This window comes from Citrobacter sp. Cf118, assembly GCF_030334095.1.
Classification (GTDB): Bacteria; Pseudomonadota; Gammaproteobacteria; order Enterobacterales; family Enterobacteriaceae; genus Citrobacter; species Citrobacter freundii.
Genome location: NZ_JAOWES010000089.1, coordinates 22,926 through 43,052, shown reverse-complemented (window position 1 = coordinate 43,052; position 20,127 = coordinate 22,926). Strand labels below are relative to the sequence as shown.

At 52.6% G+C, this 20,127-nt stretch carries 23 protein-coding genes; 11 read left to right on the top strand and 12 right to left on the bottom strand.

Translation table 11 applies throughout. The features are described from left to right. Position 1 precedes the first annotated feature (1 nt). The 4 genes from mreD to csrD all read right to left on the bottom strand — a co-directional run bounded on the left by mreD (position 2) and on the right by csrD (position 4,870). The gene (mreD, locus tag OGX67_RS23855) at positions 2 to 490 is read right to left on the bottom strand and encodes a rod shape-determining protein MreD (protein WP_003025196.1); all 489 of its coding nucleotides are present in this window, start codon (positions 488 to 490) and stop codon (positions 2 to 4) included. After that, positions 491 to 1,513: a rod shape-determining protein MreC gene (mreC, locus tag OGX67_RS23850; protein WP_003025198.1), complete on the bottom strand. Its 1,023-nt coding sequence runs from the start codon at positions 1,511 to 1,513 to the stop codon at positions 491 to 493. Positions 1,514 to 1,579: 66 nt separating this feature from the next. Then, positions 1,580 to 2,623, bottom strand: a complete 1,044-nt coding sequence (gene mreB, locus OGX67_RS23845; RefSeq protein ID WP_000913396.1) for a rod shape-determining protein MreB — start codon at positions 2,621 to 2,623, stop codon at positions 1,580 to 1,582. Positions 2,624 to 2,929: 306 nt separating this feature from the next. Next, a complete protein-coding gene (gene csrD, locus OGX67_RS23840; RefSeq protein ID WP_003025202.1) occupies positions 2,930 to 4,870 on the bottom strand; it encodes an RNase E specificity factor CsrD in 1,941 nt (646 codons plus the stop codon). 225 nt (positions 4,871 to 5,095) lie between these two features. Between csrD and acuI the strand changes: the two genes are divergently transcribed. The 11 genes from acuI to fis all read left to right on the top strand — a co-directional run bounded on the left by acuI (position 5,096) and on the right by fis (position 15,191). Further along, positions 5,096 to 6,070, top strand: coding sequence for an acrylyl-CoA reductase (NADPH) (gene acuI, locus OGX67_RS23835; RefSeq protein ID WP_257651777.1), 975 nt, complete (start codon positions 5,096 to 5,098; stop codon positions 6,068 to 6,070). Between the two features lie 119 nt (positions 6,071 to 6,189). Beyond that, complete coding sequence (gene msrP / locus OGX67_RS23830; protein WP_257651778.1) at positions 6,190 to 7,194, top strand: protein-methionine-sulfoxide reductase catalytic subunit MsrP; 1,005 nt, start codon at positions 6,190 to 6,192, stop codon at positions 7,192 to 7,194. Next, positions 7,195 to 7,794, top strand: a complete 600-nt coding sequence (gene msrQ / locus OGX67_RS23825) for a protein-methionine-sulfoxide reductase heme-binding subunit MsrQ (protein WP_096878796.1) — start codon at positions 7,195 to 7,197, stop codon at positions 7,792 to 7,794. Positions 7,795 to 8,186: 392 nt separating this feature from the next. Further along, a complete protein-coding gene (accB, locus tag OGX67_RS23820) occupies positions 8,187 to 8,657 on the top strand; it encodes an acetyl-CoA carboxylase biotin carboxyl carrier protein (protein ID WP_003025210.1) in 471 nt (156 codons plus the stop codon). Positions 8,658 to 8,667: 10 nt separating this feature from the next. Further along, complete coding sequence (gene accC / locus OGX67_RS23815) at positions 8,668 to 10,017, top strand: acetyl-CoA carboxylase biotin carboxylase subunit (protein WP_003025213.1); 1,350 nt, start codon at positions 8,668 to 8,670, stop codon at positions 10,015 to 10,017. Between the two features lie 107 nt (positions 10,018 to 10,124). Beyond that, positions 10,125 to 10,367, top strand: a complete 243-nt coding sequence (locus tag OGX67_RS23810) for a YhdT family protein (RefSeq protein ID WP_044714552.1) — start codon at positions 10,125 to 10,127, stop codon at positions 10,365 to 10,367. Beyond that, positions 10,357 to 11,808, top strand: coding sequence for a sodium/pantothenate symporter (gene panF, locus OGX67_RS23805; protein ID WP_071697440.1), 1,452 nt, complete (start codon positions 10,357 to 10,359; stop codon positions 11,806 to 11,808). The genes OGX67_RS23810 and panF overlap by 11 nt, the downstream gene beginning before the upstream one ends. Before the next feature lie 11 nt (positions 11,809 to 11,819). Beyond that, positions 11,820 to 12,701: a 50S ribosomal protein L11 methyltransferase gene (prmA, locus tag OGX67_RS23800; RefSeq protein WP_003839878.1), complete on the top strand. Its 882-nt coding sequence runs from the start codon at positions 11,820 to 11,822 to the stop codon at positions 12,699 to 12,701. Between the two features lie 127 nt (positions 12,702 to 12,828). Next, positions 12,829 to 13,605: a carbonic anhydrase gene (locus OGX67_RS23795; protein ID WP_204583228.1), complete on the top strand. Its 777-nt coding sequence runs from the start codon at positions 12,829 to 12,831 to the stop codon at positions 13,603 to 13,605. A 298-nt stretch (positions 13,606 to 13,903) separates the two neighbouring features. Further along, positions 13,904 to 14,869 (top strand): tRNA dihydrouridine synthase DusB, encoded by a 966-nt coding sequence (gene dusB, locus OGX67_RS23790; protein ID WP_003025224.1) that lies wholly within the window; start codon positions 13,904 to 13,906, stop codon positions 14,867 to 14,869. A 25-nt stretch (positions 14,870 to 14,894) separates the two neighbouring features. Then, the gene (gene fis / locus OGX67_RS23785; RefSeq protein ID WP_000462905.1) at positions 14,895 to 15,191 is read left to right on the top strand and encodes a DNA-binding transcriptional regulator Fis; all 297 of its coding nucleotides are present in this window, start codon (positions 14,895 to 14,897) and stop codon (positions 15,189 to 15,191) included. A 153-nt stretch (positions 15,192 to 15,344) separates the two neighbouring features. Here fis and OGX67_RS23780 read toward each other — a convergent pair whose 3' ends face one another. From OGX67_RS23780 to OGX67_RS23745, 8 genes are all read right to left on the bottom strand, one after another. Then, positions 15,345 to 15,536 (bottom strand): hypothetical protein, encoded by a 192-nt coding sequence (locus OGX67_RS23780; protein WP_001549737.1) that lies wholly within the window; start codon positions 15,534 to 15,536, stop codon positions 15,345 to 15,347. 2 nt (positions 15,537 to 15,538) lie between these two features. After that, positions 15,539 to 17,200: a terminase large subunit gene (locus OGX67_RS23775; RefSeq protein WP_087812401.1), complete on the bottom strand. Its 1,662-nt coding sequence runs from the start codon at positions 17,198 to 17,200 to the stop codon at positions 15,539 to 15,541. Continuing rightward, positions 17,184 to 17,540: a phage terminase small subunit P27 family gene (locus tag OGX67_RS23770; RefSeq protein ID WP_001137908.1), complete on the bottom strand. Its 357-nt coding sequence runs from the start codon at positions 17,538 to 17,540 to the stop codon at positions 17,184 to 17,186. The genes OGX67_RS23775 and OGX67_RS23770 overlap by 17 nt, the downstream gene beginning before the upstream one ends. 128 nt (positions 17,541 to 17,668) lie before the next feature. After that, positions 17,669 to 17,821, bottom strand: a complete 153-nt coding sequence (locus OGX67_RS23765; protein WP_171858552.1) for a hypothetical protein — start codon at positions 17,819 to 17,821, stop codon at positions 17,669 to 17,671. Next, complete coding sequence (locus OGX67_RS23760; RefSeq protein ID WP_171858551.1) at positions 17,814 to 18,257, bottom strand: HNH endonuclease signature motif containing protein; 444 nt, start codon at positions 18,255 to 18,257, stop codon at positions 17,814 to 17,816. Before OGX67_RS23760 ends, OGX67_RS23765 begins: the two co-directional genes overlap by 8 nt. Continuing rightward, the gene (locus tag OGX67_RS23755; RefSeq protein ID WP_001547824.1) at positions 18,257 to 18,556 is read right to left on the bottom strand and encodes a head-tail connector protein; all 300 of its coding nucleotides are present in this window, start codon (positions 18,554 to 18,556) and stop codon (positions 18,257 to 18,259) included. Before OGX67_RS23755 ends, OGX67_RS23760 begins: the two co-directional genes overlap by 1 nt. After that, positions 18,553 to 18,888, bottom strand: coding sequence for a phage head closure protein (locus tag OGX67_RS23750; RefSeq protein WP_171858550.1), 336 nt, complete (start codon positions 18,886 to 18,888; stop codon positions 18,553 to 18,555). Before OGX67_RS23750 ends, OGX67_RS23755 begins: the two co-directional genes overlap by 4 nt. Then, positions 18,885 to 20,126: a phage portal protein gene (locus OGX67_RS23745; protein ID WP_171858549.1), complete on the bottom strand. Its 1,242-nt coding sequence runs from the start codon at positions 20,124 to 20,126 to the stop codon at positions 18,885 to 18,887. Before OGX67_RS23745 ends, OGX67_RS23750 begins: the two co-directional genes overlap by 4 nt. Position 20,127 lies beyond the last annotated feature (1 nt).

The window sequence follows — 20,127 nt, the reverse complement described above, 5'->3', positions numbered from 1 at the left end:
CTTATTGCACCGCAAACTGCTGACGGACTTTACGCATCAGTAAGAATAGCCATGGCCAAAGCACGCCATTCACTACACTACTCCAGAACACTTCAGGTCTGAAAGAGACGTTGATCACTAAAAACTCGGCCCAGAAAACAATAATATCCACGACCAGTGATAACAACATGACCACCAGCGCCTGTTGCCAGAGCGCGAGGTTTCGGAATAGCTGGAATTTCAGCGCGACCAGATAAGCAATGATACTCATCGACAATGCGCGCACGCCAAGCGTGGAGCCGCTGATGAGATCCAGTATGGCACCCACCACAAATCCCGTGCCCACATTTACGCGATGCGGCAGCGCCAGGATCCAATACAACAAGATGAGCAGTACCCAGTTTGGCCGGAAAACCAGAATGTCATCCGGCCAGGGCATGACTTGCAGCAACAGTGCAATAAGGAACGAGAGCCAAATAACCCAACGTCCCTGGCTACGGTAGCTTGCCACTTACTGTCCTCCCGGCTTACGCGGAGCAGGTTGTGGCGGCGTGGTATCCACAGGCGCAGGAGTCACACCTGTTGCAGGAGTTGGCACTGGCGCAGGCGGCCCCATGGCATCTGGTGCTGGCAGAACTTGCGGCATCATTTGCATCAGACGTTCATTGGCAACGCGGTGTACTTCTTCCGGCGTCATCGGGTTCGCGCCATTACGATCGGCACCCCACAACAGCAACAGATAGCGCAAACGCTGCAGACCCGCGGTCGGGCGAGCCTGAATCACGGTATAAGCGCGCTGAGTGTCCAGCTTAACGGAAGAAACAACAGCAACCGGATAACCTTCTGGGAAACGTCCGCCCAGACCCGAGGTGACCAGCACATCGCCAACGCGAATGTCGGTATTGGCCGGCAGGTGTTCGAGCTGAAGATCGTCAGTGCAGCCGTTACCCGCAGCGATCACGCGAATATCGTTACGCAGAACCTGAATGGGCAGCGCATGCGTCGCATCGCAAATCAGCAGCACGCGGCTCGTAAGTTTAGCCACCGCCACGACCTGACCCACAACGCCTTTGTCACTAATAACCGGCTGACCTTCGTAGACGCCGTTAACGCTCCCTTTGTCGATCACCACCTGATCGCTGTAAGGGTCATTAACCGTTGAGATGACCTGCGTCACCATCTTTTGTTCGTCCTGACGCAATGGCGATCCCAGCAGCTCGCGCAAACGCGCGTTCTCCTGTTTGTATTGCCCCAGCATCAGCAGTTCGCTATTTTTCAGCAGCAGTTCCTGACGCAATGCCCGGTTTTCAAGTTCGAGTTGGTCACGCGAAGCTAGCGTTTGCGACACGCCGTCGAGTAATTCACGAGGACCATTTGAGATAAAGTAGAAAGGACTGACGGCGGTATCCATGTACGTTCGGATTTGACTAAACGTACCCAAGCGGCTGTCGGCAATAATAACGCCGAGCGCCACCAGCACCGCCAGAATAAGGCGAATCTGTAGCGAAGGGCCACGGCTAAAAATTGGCTTCATAGTCTATGCGTATTCTCGTATCAGAGCGGAAGGGCAACCCGCGGGGGCTACCCAACCTGCATCCGATTACTCTTCGCTGAACAGGTCGCCGCCGTGCATGTCGATCATTTCCAGCGCCTTGCCGCCGCCGCGCGCCACGCAGGTCAGCGGATCTTCAGCAACAACAACTGGAATACCGGTTTCTTCCATTAACAGACGGTCAAGGTTACGCAGCAGCGCACCGCCACCGGTCAGCACCATACCGCGTTCGGAGATGTCAGACGCCAGTTCCGGCGGGCACTGTTCCAGTGCAACCATTACCGCGCTAACGATACCGGTCAGCGGTTCCTGCAGGGCTTCCAGAATCTCGTTGGAGTTCAGGGTAAAGCCGCGCGGAACGCCTTCAGCCAGGTTACGACCGCGAACTTCGATTTCGCGCACTTCGTCGCCCGGATAAGCGGAACCGATCTCGTGTTTAATACGTTCTGCGGTCGCTTCACCGATCAGAGAACCGTAGTTACGACGAACATAATTAATGATGGCTTCATCAAAGCGGTCGCCGCCAATACGAACAGAAGAGGAGTAAACCACGCCGTTCAGGGAGATAACGGCAACTTCAGTGGTACCACCACCGATATCAACAACCATTGAACCGGTTGCTTCAGAAACTGGCAGACCCGCACCGATCGCAGCCGCCATCGGCTCTTCGATCAGGAAGACTTCACGAGCACCTGCGCCCTGAGCTGATTCACGGATCGCACGGCGTTCAACCTGAGTTGCTCCAACCGGTACACACACCAGTACGCGCGGGCTTGGGCGCATGAAGCTATTGCTGTGCACTTGCTTGATAAAGTGCTGGAGCATTTTTTCAGTCACGAAGAAGTCAGCGATAACGCCGTCTTTCATTGGGCGAATTGCAGCGATATTGCCCGGCGTACGACCCAGCATCTGCTTCGCATCATGACCTACTGCAGCCACGCTTTTCGGCGAACCGGCACGATCCTGACGAATGGCCACAACAGAAGGCTCATTCAATACGATGCCTTGTCCTTTTACATAAATAAGGGTATTCGCGGTACCCAGGTCAATGGACAGGTCATTGGAAAACATGCCACGAAATTTTTTCAACATACTAAGGGATAATCCTGAAAGCTGGGGCGGAAAACAAAATCCGCTTACTTTACCAACCACACGCAGCAGCGACAAGGCGCAAAAATCATCTGCTACGGTGAAAATTAGTGCAGTTCGTTTCCTTTGTTACAAAACCGGCCTGAGTCCATCAGGGCTGAATAAATCAGCAGCACTCCTCGCTTTTGTTTGCAACCTGTCAAAGGTCATTCACCTGCATGTTTGCTGTTACAACCTGGCGAGCAGGCAAGCACACCCCCAGAAGGCACAGCGCGCGTTATTCTACGTGAAAACAAATTAAACGGCAGGTTAAACCGAGTATCTTTGCGAATATTTTTTCACGTTAGTGTCAAGTGGTTGTGATGCAGCAAAAAAATCCCCTTGCCCACCCGCAACTCCGCGTTCTGTCAGCGTATGCCACTCACTACGCGAACGTACGCCCGTAGCGTAAACCTGCGTGGGTGTTCCCGAACAGGCCTCCACCAGGCTTTGAACCAGAAGCTGATTTTCCGTTCGCTTATCAATGTTCCTCACCAGACTTGGATGCAGCTTCAATAACTCAACGTTAAGCTCTTTAATCCAACTGGTGCTCACCAGCGTTAACCCCGCCTGCGTAACGGCAATACGCACGCCCAGCGCATTCATCAATCTGATGACAGGCTGTAACCGGCTGATATGTTGACAGACATCTGCCTCAGCAAGTTCAATAATTATGCGTTTGCGTAATGATTTTTCGCACTGCATCAGCGTATCACGCAGCCAGCGCTGAAAACGTGGGCGAATAAGCGATTCAACCGTTATCTGCATCGCCAGATTTTCCTGCGGCCAGTACCCCAAAAGCAGGATCAGACGGCTTATCTGCAAACGGTCATACTCTTCAGCCAGGCCAAATTGAAGGACCATCGGCATATATTCCGCCGAAATGACCTCTTCGTTACCATCAAAAATACGGCACATCAGCTCCCGATGGTGCACTCGCCCTTCACGGGTTACTGCTGGCTTTTGATAAATTCTCGGCCCACCCCGGCTGAGCATCTGTTCGATCAGCGTTCGCCAGCGTACGTTGCCCCGACCTTTTTCCGGCAGCGAGTCATCATAGACCGACCAGCTATTTCCGCCCTGCAAAACCGAATTCCGCGTGGCTGCTTCAGCATGATCCATCACTTGCTCCGGCGACTGACCGCTGCGGCAAACGCAAATACCAATATGAACCATATCGGCACGATCGATCATTTTATTAGCCGGAAGTGCATCTACCGCTTTTAATAATTGCCCGGCAATGCTTTCCGCCTCTTTCAACGTGCGGTGTGGCAGCAGGATGGCAAAATCGCTACGGTGGTAACGCGCCAGCAACGCGCCCGGATAGCGCGTCATAAAAGTCGACAACAAATTGATCAGCGTCGAGATTTGTTCTTCCGCGAGGGTGATTCCCCAGCTATCGCGCAGCAGCGTAAAGTCCGGCAGGCGCACCATCATCACGACGCCATGCGAGCCTACTTTTTCCTGATCTTCCAGCAGCGTGGCCAGTTGGTTATCAAAGAACAGGCGGTTGCTTAGCCCAGTTTTTGTATCCTGCGCGACATAGGAACGAATCAGCGTATCCAGGCGGCTGCGTTGCTCGCGAGCATTTTGAATTTCAGTCAGCAGCATATCGAGCGCACTGCTGGTGCGCGCAGGCCATTCATAGACCGTTCCCCGCACGTTCGGTCCACGTTCGCCGTTCAGAATACGTGTGGAACGAATCTCCAGCAGCTCCTGACCCGAAAGCTGGCGCTGAAGCCAGCGCACAGACAAAAAGAGCATCAGAATAATGAAAGCAATGGCTATCGTGAGCGGTGCGGTGGTCAGTAGCGAATGGAAATAGTTACCCATCGGATCCTGATAAACCAGACGCAATGACATGCCCGGATGCTTGACCAACGGTACGGTGATCTCGCGGTAGAGATTGTTCGTCCCTGCCGGTCGGTAGCTACTGGTGCGCGAATGGTCATACACCACGTGTTCGCCCTGCAACAGTTCGATGCGCACGATATCAACAGAAACCATCAGCTCATCGATTTGCGGGGTTAACGCAACGACATCTCTGGAGACCAGATGCGTATCAATCGCCGTCGCGACCGCCTGCACGCGCGTGGTGAACTTATATTGAATAGCGTTATAGAAACTCAGCGAACAGCCGATCAGAGTCACGAAGATCGTTAACCCAGTAAGCAGCGTGACAAAAGCTGAAAATTTCGTCGTTAATCGCATCCTTGTGTTAACTCCGACAGTTATGAAACAGGCCTGAAAGTGATAAAGCGACCCAAAAATGCAAAACTGAACGCAAAATCCGTCCATTTATACATACAGTGTGGGCATACTACCAAATCAGGTATATCTGGCAATTTATTGCGCAGAATCGGCATCATGTTTTGATTAGCGAGTATAGTCTTCATTAATAATTTTCCAATCCACTATACGAATTGAGGACAGGTTATGCAGGCTTTGATCTTAGAACAGCAGGACGGAAAAACCCTCGCATCCGTTCAACCCCTCGACGAAAATCAGCTACCTGAAGGCGATGTTACGGTGGATATCCACTGGTCAAGCCTGAACTATAAAGATGCTCTGGCTATCACTGGCAAGGGTAAAATCATTCGTAATTTTCCGATGATTCCTGGTATCGATTTCGCCGGTACCGTACGTGCAAGCGAAGATCCCCGTTTTCATGCGGGTCAGGAAGTGTTGCTGACCGGCTGGGGCGTGGGTGAAAATCATTGGGGTGGACTGGCTGAGCGTGCACGCGTGAAAGGCGACTGGCTGGTTGCGCTGCCAAAAGGACTGGATGGACGTAAAGCCATGGTCATCGGTACCGCCGGCTTTACCGCTATGCTGTGCGTTATGGCGCTTGAAGATGCAGGTATTCGCCCGCAAGACGGTGAAATTGTCGTCACCGGCGCCAGCGGCGGCGTGGGCAGCACAGCCGTTGCGTTACTGCATAAGCTGGGTTATCAGGTTGCGGCGGTTTCGGGCCGTGAAAGCACCCACGACTACCTGAAAAGCCTGGGCGCTAACCGTATTCTTGGCCGCGATGAGTTTGCCGAGTCTCGTCCGCTGGAAAAACAGCTGTGGGCTGGCGCGGTGGATACCGTTGGCGACAAAGTTCTGGCAAAAGTTCTGGCGCAGATGAACTACGGTGGCTGCGTTGCCGCCTGCGGCCTGGCGGGTGGTTTCGCTCTGCCGACCACGGTGATGCCATTCATTCTGCGTAACGTTCGTTTGCAAGGAGTGGACTCGGTGATGACCCCGCCGGCACGCCGTGCAGAGGTCTGGGCGCGTCTGGTTAAGGATCTGCCGGAATCGTTCTATGCTCAGGCGGCAACGGAAATTACGCTGGCGGATGCGCCGAAGTTCGCCGATGCCATCATCAATAACCAGGTGCAAGGCCGTACGCTGGTGAAGGTGAAGTAACAGGCCCTGGCGCAGAAATTTACACTTAATTAACCAAATTTCGCGGCATATCTACAGACTCCCTGCCATATTAACTACGCGTCCCCTGTCAGTTATGACGCGTAAGCCGGGAGTCTGTTATGAAGAAATTACGTCCATTTACAGAAGCCGACGTCACTGACGAGTCGGCTTTTTTTATGCAGCGTCGCCAGGTGCTGAAAGCACTAGGGATCAGCGCAGCCGCGTTGTCTTTACCCCACCCTGCACAGGCTGACCTTCTGAGTTGGTTTAAGGGTAATGACCGCCCGCCCGCACCTGCAGGTAAGCCGCTTGATTTCAGTAAGCCCGCAGCCTGGCAAAATTCACTTCCTTTAACGCCTGCGGATAAGGTTTCTGGCTACAACAACTTCTACGAGTTCGGTCTCGATAAAGCGGATCCGGCAGCCAATGCAGGCAGCCTGAAAACCGATCCGTGGACGTTGCAAATCAGTGGCGAGGTGGCAAAACCACTCACCCTCGATCACGATGCGCTGACCGCCCGTTTCCCGCTGGAAGAACGGATTTATCGGATGCGCTGCGTGGAAGCCTGGTCAATGGTCGTGCCGTGGATTGGCTTTCCGTTACATAAACTGCTGGCGCAGGTTGAACCCACCAGCAACGCAAAGTATGTCGCGTTCGAAACGCTGTACGCACCGGATGATATGCCGGGACAGAAAGATCGCTTTATTGGCGGCGGGCTAAAATATCCCTATGTTGAAGGACTGCGTCTGGATGAAGCAATGCACCCACTCACACTGCTTACTGTGGGGGTTTATGGTAAGGCCCTTCCGCCACAAAATGGCGCGCCCATTCGCTTAATTGTGCCGTGGAAATATGGATTTAAAGGCATTAAGTCGATCGTGAGTATCAAACTCACGCGCGAACGCCCTCCGACAACCTGGAATCTGGCCGCGCCCAATGAATACGGATTTTATGCCAACGTGAATCCGCATGTCGATCACCCCCGCTGGTCCCAGGCCACTGAGCGTTTTATTGGCGCAGGCGGTATCCTGGACGTACAGCGTCAGCCCACGCTGATGTTTAACGGCTATGCCGAAGAGGTTGCATCACTGTATCGCGGACTCAATTTGCAGGAGAATTTTTAAGTGCGTCTGACCGCAAAGCACATTATCGGGCTGAAAGTTTGCCTGCATCTTGCCGGTTTATTGCCGTTTATCTGGCTATTTTGGGCGGTAAATCACGGCGGCCTGAGCGCCGATCCGGTCAAAGATATCCAGCACTTTACCGGTAGGACAGCTCTGAAATTCTTGCTGGCGACCTTGCTGGTCTCTCCACTCACGCGCTACGCTAAACAGCCATTATTGATACGCACACGTCGTCTGTTAGGGCTATGGTGTTTCGCCTGGGCAACGCTGCATTTAACCAGCTACGCGTTACTCGAGCTGGGCATTAATAATCTGGCGTTATTAGGGCGGGAATTACTTACGCGACCTTATTTAACATTGGGCATTGCTAGCTGGGTCATATTATTCGCCCTCACTTTAACGTCTACGCAAGCTGCACAGAGAATGCTGGGTAAAAACTGGCAGTATCTGCACAACTTCGTCTATCTTGTGGCGATCCTGGCACCCATACATTATCTGTGGTCGGTAAAAATTATCTCCCCTCAACCGATTATTTATGCAGCGCTCGCGGCGGTGCTGTTAGCGTGCCGTTACAAGAAGTTTCGCCAGTGGTGGCGGTAGTTTCACGTTATGTGCAGTGCGTTGCAAAACACGGACGATCCGATTTTCTTTACATGTTAACGGTTGATTATCTTCCCTGATAAGACCAGTATTTAGCTGCCAATTGCTACGAAATAGTTATAATGTGCGACTTTGCTATCCCCGGTAGCGTTTTTAAAGCGCTGAAAGGGTGACAATCGCATATTGAAGGTATATTTTGTCTTTTACCCGAAAATGGCAGAAGATAGCCGCACAATGACTAACAAGTCTGGCAATCTCATTTAATGGCAGCAGCACCCAGTGCAGCGCCTGAGATGCGTGGCATCTTGTCACTCACTGTTATAAAAATGCTATACAGACGGCGGTAAAACGCTTGTCACAATCTCACTAAACAAAGAGTACGGAACCCACTCATGGATATTCGTAAGATTAAAAAACTGATCGAGCTGGTTGAAGAATCAGGCATCTCCGAACTGGAAATTTCTGAAGGCGAAGAATCTGTACGCATCAGCCGTGCAGCGCCAGCTGCAAGTTTTCCGATGATGCAACAGGCTTATGCTGCACCAGTGATGCAGCAGCCAGCTCTGTCTAACGCTGTCGCACAAACTGCCTCTCCAAGTATGGAAGCTCCGGCAGCAGCGGAAATCAGTGGTCACATCGTACGCTCCCCAATGGTTGGTACGTTCTACCGCACCCCGAGCCCGGATGCGAAAGCGTTCATCGAAATCGGCCAGAAAGTGAATGCGGGCGATACCCTGTGCATCGTTGAAGCCATGAAAATGATGAACCAGATCGAAGCCGACAAATCCGGCGTAGTTAAAGCGATTCTGGTAGAAAGCGGTCAACCGGTAGAATTTGACGAGCCGCTGGTCGTCATCGAATAACGAGGCGAACATGTTGGATAAAATTGTTATCGCCAACCGCGGCGAGATTGCCTTGCGTATTCTTCGTGCCTGTAAAGAACTGGGCATCAAGACTGTCGCGGTGCATTCAAGCGCGGATCGCGATTTAAAACACGTATTGCTGGCGGATGAGACGGTCTGTATTGGCCCGGCAGCATCCGTAAAAAGCTATCTGAACATCCCGGCTATCATTAGCGCTGCTGAAATCACCGGCGCGGTGGCAATTCACCCGGGTTATGGCTTCCTCTCTGAGAACGCCAACTTTGCTGAACAGGTAGAACGTTCCGGCTTTATCTTCATCGGCCCGAAAGCCGACACCATCCGCCTGATGGGTGACAAAGTGTCCGCAATCACCGCGATGAAGAAAGCAGGTGTGCCAACAGTTCCAGGCTCTGACGGCCCGCTGGGCGATGACATGGACGCTAACCGCGCTCATGCTAAACGCATCGGTTATCCGGTTATCATCAAAGCCTCCGGCGGCGGCGGCGGTCGCGGTATGCGCGTCGTGCGTAGCGATGCCGAACTGGCACAATCCATCTCCATGACCAAAGCGGAAGCAAAAGCGGCTTTCAACAACGACATGGTTTACATGGAGAAGTACCTGGAAAACCCACGCCACATCGAGATTCAGGTGCTGGCAGACGGTCAGGGTAACGCAATTTATCTGGCAGAGCGTGACTGCTCCATGCAGCGTCGTCACCAGAAAGTTGTCGAAGAAGCACCAGCACCGGGCATTACTCCGGAACTGCGTCGCTACATCGGTGAGCGTTGCGCCAAAGCCTGTGTTGATATCGGCTATCGCGGGGCGGGTACTTTCGAGTTCCTGTTCGAAAACGGCGAGTTCTACTTCATTGAGATGAACACCCGTATTCAGGTTGAACACCCGGTAACCGAAATGATCACCGGCGTTGACCTGATCAAAGAGCAACTGCGCATCGCAGCGGGTCAACCGCTGTCCATCAAGCAGGACGAAGTTGTGGTTAAAGGCCATGCGGTAGAATGCCGTATCAATGCCGAAGACCCGAACACCTTCCTGCCAAGCCCGGGTAAAATCACGCGTTTCCACGCGCCGGGTGGTTTTGGTGTGCGTTGGGAGTCTCATATTTACGCAGGCTACACCGTACCTCCGTACTATGACTCAATGATCGGTAAGCTGATCTGCTATGGCGAAAACCGCGACGTTGCTATCGCCCGTATGAAAAACGCCTTGCAGGAACTGATCATCGACGGTATCAAAACCAACGTTGACCTGCAGATCCGTATCATGAATGACGAGCACTTCCAGCACGGTGGAACCAATATCCACTATCTGGAGAAAAAACTCGGACTTCAGGAAAAGTAAGCGTGCGTTAACCAAAAAGGCCGGAAATTCCGGCCTTTTGTTTTTCTCCCCTCCCGCACGTGCCATAAGGTACAATCCCCGCTTTCTTTATCCACAAGGGACAAAAAATGGACGCTCGTTTTGTTCAGGCCCATAAAGAGGCGCGCTGGGCGCTGTGGCTAACCCTTTTATATCTGGTCACATGGTTAGTGGCCGCTTACTTACCTGATTCAACGCTGGGTTTTACCGGCTTACCGCACTGGTTCGAAATGGCCTGCCTGCTAACACCGCTGGTTTTCATCGTGCTGTGCTGGGCGATGGTGAAGTTTATCTATCGCGACATTTCGTTGGAGGATGACGATGCAGCTTGAAGTTATTTTACCGCTGGTCGCCTATCTTCTGGTGGTCTTCGGCCTTTCTGTTTACGCCATGCGTAAGAGAGTGACCGGTACCTTCCTGAATGAATATTTCCTTGGCAGCCGTTCCATGGGCGGGGTCGTGTTAGCGATGACGCTAACGGCAACCTACATTAGCGCCAGCTCGTTTATTGGCGGTCCTGGCGCTGCTTACAAATACGGACTGGGATGGGTGCTGCTGGCGATGATCCAGTTGCCTGCCGTCTGGCTCTCATTGGGGATTCTTGGTAAGAAATTCGCGATTCTGGCGCGTCGTTATAATGCTGTTACCCTCAACGATATGCTGTTTGCGCGCTACCAGAGCCGCCTGCTGGTGTGGCTGGCGAGCCTTAGCCTGCTGGTCGCGTTTGTCGGAGCAATGACCGTACAGTTTATTGGCGGCGCACGTTTGCTGGAAACCGCCGCGGGCATTCCTTACGAAACCGGTCTGCTGATCTTTGGCGTCAGTATCGCATTGTATACAGCGTTCGGCGGATTTCGCGCCAGCGTACTGAACGACACCATGCAAGGCATGGTAATGCTGATTGGTACTATCGTTTTGTTGGTCGGCGTCGTTCATGCCGCCGGTGGCCTTAGCAATGCAGTGGTAACCCTGCAAACCATCGACCCGAAACTGGTCTCGCCGCAGGGCGCGGATGATATTTTGTCACCCACGTTTATGACCTCATTCTGGGTGCTGGTATGCTTTGGCGTGATTGGCCTGCCGCATACGGCGGTGCGCTGCATCTCTTATAAAGACAGTAAAGCGGTACACCGCGGCATTATCATCGGCACCATCGTAGTGGCGATCCTGATGTTTGGTATGCATCTGGCGGGTGCTCTGGGACGGGCGGTAATCCCTGACCTGACGGTACCAGATCTGGTTATCCCCACGCTAATGGTCAAAGTCTTGCCGCCGGTCGCTGCCGGGATTTTCCTCGCGGCCCCTATGGCTGCGATCATGTCGACGATCAATGCCCAATTGCTACAAAGTTCCGCTACGATCATTAAGGATCTGTACCTGAACCTTCGCCCGGAACAGCTGGAAAACGAAACCCGGCTGAAGCGCATGTCGGCAGTGATTACCCTGTTGCTGGGCGCGTTACTGTTGCTGGCCGCCTGGAAACCACCAGAGATGATTATCTGGCTGAATCTGCTGGCGTTTGGCGGGCTGGAAGCCGTCTTCCTGTGGCCGCTGGTGCTGGGCCTCTACTGGGAGCGGGCAAACGCGTCAGGCGCATTGAGCGCGATGATTGTCGGCGGCGTGCTTTATGCTTTACTCGCCACCTTTAACGTTCAGTTCCTGGGCTTCCATCCGATCGTGCCCTCGTTACTGATAAGCTTGCTGGCTTTCCTGATCGGCAACCGTTTCGGTTCCGCCGTCCCGCAAGTCGCCATATTGACTACTGATAAATAAAGAGTTTTGCCATGCCATGGATCCAACTGAAACTGAACACGACCGGTGCCAACGCTGAAGAGTTGAGCGATGCGCTGATGGAAGCGGGCTCCGTTTCCATTACTTTCCAGGATACGCATGATACGCCGGTATTTGAACCTCTGCCGGGCGAGACTCGCCTGTGGGGTGATACCGACGTTATCGGCTTGTTCGATGCAGAAACCGACATGAAAGAAGTTGTTGCCATCCTGGAACAGCATCCGCTGCTGGGTGAAGGCTTCGTGCATAAAATCGAACAGCTCGAAGACAAAGACTGGGAACGCGAATGGATGGATAACTTCCACCCGATGCGCTTTGGCGAACGTCTGTGGATTTGCCCGAGCTGGCGCGATGTCCCGGATGAGAATGCTGTCAACGTGATGCTGGATCCGGGTCTGGCGTTTGGTACAGGCACGCACCCCACCACCTCTCTGTGCCTGCAATGGCTGGACGGTCTCGATCTTAACGGTAAAACGGTTATCGACTTTGGCTGCGGCTCCGGCATTCTTGCCATTGCGGCATTGAAACTGGGTGCAGCGAAAGCCATCGGCGTGGATATCGATCCACAAGCGATTCAGGCCAGCCGTGATAACGCCCAGCGTAATGGCGTTTCTGAGCGTCTGGAGCTTTATCTGCCGAAAGACCAGCCAGAAGCCATGAAAGCCGACGTGGTGGTCGCCAACATCCTCGCGGGCCCATTACGTGAACTGGCGCCGTTAATCAGCGTACTGCCCGTTGAGGGTGGTCTACTGGGGCTTTCTGGTATTCTTGCCAGCCAAGCGGAAAGCGTCTGTGAAGCCTATGCCGATCTCTTTACGCTCGATCCGGTTATCGAGAAAGAAGAGTGGTGCCGCATTACCGGTCAGAAAAAATAATCCCTTCCGGCGTGGTTATCTGACCACGCCATTTTCAGACAATAGACCAGCATACCGACACTGTCCTCAGCGATATAATAATCAATTGATTTTGTTAATTTTTATATTGTTTTCGTTGAGTGTACGTATGCATTTCTATCGTTTTACAACAACTTTACTAACAGCATGCTTGATGCCCCTGACAACGCTTGCCGCATCATGGGGATATATCGGAGAGACCGGCCCTGCACGGTGGGGAGAAATCAGCAAAGCGTATGCAACGTGCCAGACAGGCATAAACCAATCCCCTATAGACATCCAGACCACCACAACCAGTAAACTCGGTCTTCCCGCGCTCAACATGCAGTACTTCGATGGCCCAACTAGATTTCGGAGCATTAACCATACGTTGCAGGCAACGATGAGTAGCTATACATCTAATTCCATTGAAATTGATGAAACGCTTTATTATTTAAAACAATTTGATTTTCACGCCCCGAGTGAACATACCCTCAACGGTAAAACCTATCCGCTGGAGCTGCAGTTAGTCCACAAAAACCAACACGGAGACATCGCCATCGTAGCGGTCATGTTTGATGTCGATGAACCTAACCAGGCGATTCAAAATTTGTGGGAGTCCTTTCCAGCCATGGAAGACAGCAGTATGCCCATCTTCTCACCAGTTAATATCAATCAGCTTTTACCCGACAATAAAACCTACTGGCGCTACCGTGGTTCGCTAACAACGCCTCCCTGCACCGAAGGCGTTACCTGGGCTGTCCTGAAAACGCCTGTTGCTCTTTCAGCCGAACAGTTGGATAAATTTCACTACACTGTTGGGCCTGCAAACAATCGCCCGCTGCAGCCGTTGAATGAACGCAAGATTACGGAAAGCTATTCTGGGGATACCGAGATCCTGTACTAAAATGAGGTAGCGATCACACAATGGCGAGGTAATTTGCTGATTAATTCAGCAGAATATCTTGTCAGTACCTTCTGCAGCTGAAGAAAAAATGAGAAGTTACGCAAAATTATATGTGTATATAAAATAGACACATTTTTATAATGCAATGATTTATATGATTAAATATTTTCATGCGTTCACATTTACGGCAATTCATTGATCCACCTCAGTGGATTGGTCAAAGTTTGGCCTTTCATCTCGTGCGAAAAATGCGTAATATACGCCGCCTTGCAGTCACAGTATGGTCATTTCTTAACTCATGCGCATCGGACAATACCAGCTCAGAAATCGCCTGATCGCAGCACCTATGGCTGGCATCACTGACAGACCATTCAGGACGCTGTGCTATGAGATGGGAGCAGGATTGACGGTATCCGAGATGATGTCTTCTAACCCGCAGGTTTGGGAAAGTGACAAGTCTCGTTTACGGATGGTGCACGTTGATGAGCCAGGAATTCGCACGGTGCAAATTGCCGGTAGCGACCCTGTTGAGATGGCCGATGCCGCACGTATTAACGTGGAAAGCGGCGCCCAGATTATTGATATCAATATGGGGTGTCCGGCTAAAAAAGTGAATCGCAAGCTCGCAGGTTCAGCCCTCTTGCAGTACCCGGATTTAGTGAAGTCGATACTAACCGAGGTCGTCAATGCAGTGGACGTTCCTGTCACACTCAAGATTCGCACCGGCTGGGCTCCGGAACACCGTAACTGCGTAGAGATTGCCCAACTGGCTGAAGATTGTGGCATTCAGGCTCTGACCATTCATGGACGCACCCGCGCCTGTTTGTTCAATGGAGATGCTGAGTACGACAGTATTCGGGCAGTTAAGCAGAAAGTTTCCATTCCGATTATCGCGAATGGCGACATTACTGACCCGCATAAAGCCAGAGCTGTACTCGACTATACGGGGGCGGATGCCCTGATGATAGGACGTGCAGCTCAGGGAAGACCCTGGATCTTTCGGGAAATCCAGCATTATCTGGACACTGGGGAGCTGCTGCCCCCGCTGCCTCTGGCAGAGGTGAAGCGCTTGCTTTGTGCGCACGTTCGGGAACTGCACGACTTTTATGGTCAGGCAAAAGGGTACCGAATTGCGCGTAAACACGTATCCTGGTATCTCCAGGAACACGCTCCGGATGACCAGTTTCGGCGCACATTCAACGCCATTGAAGATTCCAGCGAACAGCTGGCGGCGTTGGAGGCATACTTCGAAAATTTTGCGTAAACAGAAATAAAGAGCTGACAGAACTATGTTCGAACAACGCGTAAATTCTGACGTACTGACCGTTTCTACCGTTAACTCTCAGGACCAGGTAACTCAAAAGCCCCTGCGTGACTCGGTTAAACAGGCACTGAAGAACTATTTTGCTCAATTGAATGGTCAGGATGTTAACGATCTCTATGAGCTGGTACTGGCTGAAGTAGAACAGCCCCTGTTGGACATGGTGATGCAATACACCCGCGGTAACCAGACCCGTGCTGCCCTGATGATGGGCATCAACCGTGGTACGCTGCGTAAAAAACTGAAAAAATACGGCATGAACTGATAGATTTCAGCTATGTTATTGAATAAAAAGGCGCTACTCGGCATGGGATAGCGCCTTTTTTATTAATGTTTATACAGATGTTTATACATATTTGTCTGAACAAACAAAAAAGCACCAGAACAATACTGGTGCTTTATAGGGGATGAACCTCTTTCAACGCCTTAATTTATCTGGCTTTCGCCACTGATAGGGTGGCGCTTCCATGCGCTGGCGGTGCCGCTGTTTAGCGGCCAACACCATAGCTGTTTTAGTGCGGATTACCAGCTTATCCTGCCCGTTAAGTTCATGGCCCAATTGACGTGCCATTTCGTCGATCACAGACTCAATTTTCTTGTGTTTGAGCATATTCAAATCCCGGTAAATTCGGCAAGTCGCTGCTTATGGCTATCGCTCATATCGAATGCAAAATCCTCGTGCTCTGCCTGGAATGTGCCGAACGCCATAAGCGCAGAAACCGCAGGGTCTATCTTGTTGGAGGATTTCTTTTTGTTGGGCTTGATATTGGCATTGGCGTCGGACTCCATCACCACGTTACCAATCGCCCAGGCCAGAACCGGATCGCCACGATGACGCACCACCTTGCGGTTAACAAAAACCTCAAAGGATTTCGCTACCGGGCTGAATTTCAGATAGGTTTGCGGGAACGGCTCCACATCGAGGCCAGCCCCCTGCAACTGAGTGCGCAAGTGTGTGGCGTTCCACGTATCAAAGCCCACCAGCCGGATATTGAATGTTTCAGCGTCGCGCAGGATATCGTCACGGATGCGGTCATAGTCGATACAGTCGCCGGGGGTGGTTCGTATCCAGCCCGCTTTTACCCACTGGCGATAGATGGCGCGGTTTTTGTTAGCAACGTTAAGTAGCTGCGCTTCGGGCAGATAGTGCCGGGTAAGAAGCCTGATCTCGCGTTCAAACGGGAAAGCGTAACTCACGCTGGTAATATCGCTGGTTGAGGACAGGTCAAATCCGGCGTAACACTCCATCCCGGCCAGATCTTCTTCGGCATAATCGAGTGCACAGGCATCCCATGCCCCAGCACCCATCCACGGTGTGGAACCCTGACACCAGATATTGAAACGTTTGGTCAGCATTTCCACCCACTGCGACGGTATGCCCCGTGCTTTCTGGATGGTGGATTCCAGCTTCGCCGCGTCAACGGACACATGCAGGTTAGGGTTAGCCTTGATCCACATTTCCGGCTGCTCAACCTCGCTTTCGTCGTCCAGCTCGTAGATCAGGACAAACAGCGAATCGTTGCTTTCTTCCCCGGCCAGTATCTGGCAGCAGTAGTCATAATGCTGTTTACAGGCGGAGACAACGTTACTTCCGGCGGTCGTGATGGCGAATAAAATCGCCTCAGGACGTGCGCCCATACCCAGCTCAAGCGCGGAATAAACGCCGTTATCCGGGTGAAGGTGGTATTCATCGACAATCGCCAGGCTGGGATTAGTCCCTTCAATGGTGGCCGCTTTCGCCGCCAGCGGCTTTAGCAGGCTGTTGCTCTTCGGGAAAATGACTTTATGCGCCTGAATATTTACGCGCTTTTTCAGCGGTTTTGACAGCAGGCACATCTGGCGGGCATCGTCGAACACGATTCGGGCCTGATCCCGGCTCACCGCCGCCGTGTAGATATCCTGCTGGCCCTTCTCCATCACCAGAAACCAGTTAGCCAGCATGGCGGCTACGGTGGATTTGGCATTCTTGCGCGGCACCTCAATAAAGGCGCTGCTGTACTTGCGGCGGCCTGACTCCCTGACCTTAAAGCCCAGCAGGTTAGCAAAGGCGAACTGCTGCCACGGCTCCAGCTCGATAGGCTGACCACGTAGCGGGCCTTTGACGTGTGGACAGAGCCGCGAGAAGGCAATAAACCGCTCTACGGTCGCCGTATCGAACTCATACCGGGGGTCATTCAGGTCTGAAAAGTACCTTTCAACGGCCTGTTTTACCCGCTTACAGGCCGGAATTTCGCCAGATTTTATGGCGATTGCGTAATCATTCCATGCGGTCAAGCTCGTCTTCCTCTTCTGTTTCAGGCGGGTTACGGCGACGACTTACCGGATCAAAGCCCAGCAACGACGACATTTTTATGAGAATTTTTTCGGCATCAGCCTTTGCGCTCAGTGCCGGGTTACGGCTCTCGCCGCCCTGGCTGTTCACAATGCTGAAGCCCCGCGTGGCAAGGTCCTCCACGGCTTTGCGGTACATCGAATAGTTGACGCAATAAAGCTCAAGGTTGTTCCAGTCGGCAGGCGTCAGATCACCACGTTCCGCCAGTTGCTTCGCCTTTGCTTTCCACTGCTGCGCCGCGATTTCATCAAGGTAAGCGGGCGGTTTTGGTGGTCTTGGCATAACTCACTGTTTTCCTTTTCGTTTTATTTTCAAAAAAATCACCGTGCATAAAAATTTGAGGGGGCGGGCGGTGCCTGGCACCTTGAGGTTTGTCCTGAAAACCTCCCCCACCCCGTCCATGCGGTCTGTCAGCGGTTGCGGAAGCATTCCCGCAACTCCCGTTCACGCTCGCTCATACGCTGCGCAGTCTGGCGCTCATTGCGTCTGCTTCGCCCCTGCATGAAGCCATCACGGCAGCGCATCAATGATCGGTACAGATTCACCACGTCTTTCTCATTCATTGCTGGCCTCATACATCCAGTCATTGCGATGGGCTGCACGCTCTTCCTGCTCTCGGTACAGCCCTGCCTTACGGTTCGCTTTGGTGATGGGGTCTTGCTGCGTGGTCTTCTGGTTATGATGCATCTGGCATAACGGCTGGTGATTCCACTCAGGCCAGAACAGAACATCATCACCGCCGTCGATAGGGATGATGTGATCAACAATCTTTGCAGGAACGTAGAGGCCCAACTTCTGGCACTCGACACATAGCGGCTGACGTTTCAGATACTGAGCGCGGTACTGCTCCCATGATGCTGAGTAACCACGGGCGCGACGGTGGCCGCGTCTGGCATCTTCCGCCCGCCAGGCTTCCCGCTTGTGCTCATCGCACTTACCAGACTTAACCCGCTTATTGCATCCCGGCTCAGTGCACCGGCGCATTGGTTGCCACGGCATCAGTACACCCCCACATCGCGATACACAGACCACAATGCAGAGATAGCAAGGGGGATCTCTTTCGCCTCCACATCACTAATCATCGTGCGGTATTCGTACAGTTGGGAAACGTACATAAGGCATCCAATCTTGATGGCAGGAGTGAATTCCAGGCCAGCGCCGAACCGTTTACCGATATGCTTCTGGCATACTTCCAGTGACGCTTCGATGTATGCCTGAATCATTGCATCTTCATAGGAATCATCGTTATCGATGCGGCAGTGAAGTTTTGCCTCATCAAGCCCAATTAGTTCACTCACGGCTTAAGCCCTCCCTTACAAAGCAACTCCAGCCTGGTAGCCTTTTCATCAGGAATTGCCGACTGAATATCAAATGCTTTTGCATCATGTCCTTTCTGTTTCCAGATGATCCGGCTGGCACTGGTTACGTCAGAGCGGTAACGTACCCACATACGAAATGTAACCTCGGACATTTCAGCACCCGCAGCGATCAGCTCACGGCCACTGATCCCCTTCACTTCTGCCCAGACTCTCGCAACGTCGTACCATTCCTGAATGACGCCACCAGAAGGGGTTCGGCTGGTAGTAAAATTCTGAATCGTGACGCGTTGCCTTAATCCTCCTGGCCTCATGACGCATCCTCCTTATTCTCAGAACCGGTACTGACCTTCACTTCCTGCTTCCATGCCTGGCTGTATTCGTCGCCACCTTCACGCGGCGACATACCCTCGCGCTCACGGGCTTCGTTCGGGTTCATGATCCCGTTCTTGATACCTCGTTCATACGTGGCGTAACGTTCGGTTGGGGTAGCACGGAGGAGGTCAGCCGAATCAAACTCCACCTGATAGCGAATGCCCGGCACAGGTGAGGCCACCAGCAAAGCTGATTTAATCTGCTGCTCGAAGTTCGCCAGCCACGGGCGCATCGTCATGGTGAGAAAGGCGCGGCTCGCCTCACTAAAATTGCTGTAGGTGCTGTTGCTGTATTCCTGCAAGAAGATGGGAGAAACGTTAAACATGCGGGCAATATCTTCGATGGTGAAGCGCCGGGAGGCTAGCCACTCAGCATCCTGATTGCTCATGCCAAGCTGCTTATAGTCCATGCCACCTTCAAGGATCGGTGTTTTACCGGCATTTCTGGCACCTTTGTAGCGCTCAAGCGCGTCCAGCGCCTGCTTACCCTTCACACTATCGAGCCATTCAGCAGTAGTGACTACGCCCGCCGCCATCATGCCATCTTTCATAATGCTGGCACCGTGGCGCTGCTGGGCCAGACCTAACCCCAGCGCTTCACGGCAGATGGTGATCGGCGAGCGCCCCAGAAAACCATCATCGGTCGAGTAGCGCAGGTGCAGAATCTCTTCCTGCAAGTAAGTGCGCACTGCCCCGGTAAACGGCTCAGTAACAGTGTATTTGTACTTATGCTGGCCGATACGCTCAGGAACAACCGCCCCCGGCGCATACGGATGCAGGGATTGCGGCTGGCCGTCACGGCCCCATTGGATCACCGCATAGGCGTTACCATTCAGCAGGCAATGACGCATCATCGTGCGCTTGAACTGGTATGGCGTCTGGCAGTCGTTCGGTTGCTCGTTCAGGAGAAAATCTACCGGATGATTACTCAACCACTCCCGCGCTTCTCGCCCGTTATCGTTGCGCACGCGGTAGAGATAGCAGGGCATTGTTGCCACTGCCTCACTGATAACTGAAACGGCGTTCATCACCGCCGGCAGAGATTCCGCAGTACCAGCAGACACATATTCGCCTGAACCAGTGTTTGGAATCCCTGCCATCGCCAGAAACTCATCAATCGTCATGCTGCGCTGTTCGGATGGCTCAGATTTACGGCCAAAAGGCCAGATATTCCACATA

What these genes read in the sequence shown, in the direction of transcription:
- OGX67_RS23780 (WP_001549737.1), bottom strand. Translation starts at nt 15,536, where the DNA reads ATGCTCAAACACAAGAAAATTGAGTCTGTGATCGACGAAATGGCACGT.
- OGX67_RS23745 (WP_171858549.1), bottom strand. Translation starts at nt 20,126, where the DNA reads ATGTGGAATATCTGGCCTTTTGGCCGTAAATCTGAGCCATCCGAACAG.
- msrP (WP_257651778.1), top strand. Translation starts at nt 6,190, where the DNA reads ATGAAGAAATTACGTCCATTTACAGAAGCCGACGTCACTGACGAGTCG.
- csrD (WP_003025202.1), bottom strand. Translation starts at nt 4,870, where the DNA reads ATGCGATTAACGACGAAATTTTCAGCTTTTGTCACGCTGCTTACTGGG.
- accB (WP_003025210.1), top strand. Translation starts at nt 8,187, where the DNA reads ATGGATATTCGTAAGATTAAAAAACTGATCGAGCTGGTTGAAGAATCA.
- panF (WP_071697440.1), top strand. Translation starts at nt 10,357, where the DNA reads ATGCAGCTTGAAGTTATTTTACCGCTGGTCGCCTATCTTCTGGTGGTC.
- OGX67_RS23760 (WP_171858551.1), bottom strand. Translation starts at nt 18,257, where the DNA reads ATGCCGTGGCAACCAATGCGCCGGTGCACTGAGCCGGGATGCAATAAG.
- prmA (WP_003839878.1), top strand. Translation starts at nt 11,820, where the DNA reads ATGCCATGGATCCAACTGAAACTGAACACGACCGGTGCCAACGCTGAA.
- OGX67_RS23770 (WP_001137908.1), bottom strand. Translation starts at nt 17,540, where the DNA reads ATGCCAAGACCACCAAAACCGCCCGCTTACCTTGATGAAATCGCGGCG.
- accC (WP_003025213.1), top strand. Translation starts at nt 8,668, where the DNA reads ATGTTGGATAAAATTGTTATCGCCAACCGCGGCGAGATTGCCTTGCGT.
- OGX67_RS23765 (WP_171858552.1), bottom strand. Translation starts at nt 17,821, where the DNA reads ATGAATGAGAAAGACGTGGTGAATCTGTACCGATCATTGATGCGCTGC.
- OGX67_RS23795 (WP_204583228.1), top strand. Translation starts at nt 12,829, where the DNA reads ATGCATTTCTATCGTTTTACAACAACTTTACTAACAGCATGCTTGATG.
- fis (WP_000462905.1), top strand. Translation starts at nt 14,895, where the DNA reads ATGTTCGAACAACGCGTAAATTCTGACGTACTGACCGTTTCTACCGTT.
- OGX67_RS23810 (WP_044714552.1), top strand. Translation starts at nt 10,125, where the DNA reads ATGGACGCTCGTTTTGTTCAGGCCCATAAAGAGGCGCGCTGGGCGCTG.
- mreC (WP_003025198.1), bottom strand. Translation starts at nt 1,513, where the DNA reads ATGAAGCCAATTTTTAGCCGTGGCCCTTCGCTACAGATTCGCCTTATT.
- mreB (WP_000913396.1), bottom strand. Translation starts at nt 2,623, where the DNA reads ATGTTGAAAAAATTTCGTGGCATGTTTTCCAATGACCTGTCCATTGAC.
- acuI (WP_257651777.1), top strand. Translation starts at nt 5,096, where the DNA reads ATGCAGGCTTTGATCTTAGAACAGCAGGACGGAAAAACCCTCGCATCC.
- dusB (WP_003025224.1), top strand. Translation starts at nt 13,904, where the DNA reads ATGCGCATCGGACAATACCAGCTCAGAAATCGCCTGATCGCAGCACCT.
- OGX67_RS23750 (WP_171858550.1), bottom strand. Translation starts at nt 18,888, where the DNA reads ATGAGGCCAGGAGGATTAAGGCAACGCGTCACGATTCAGAATTTTACT.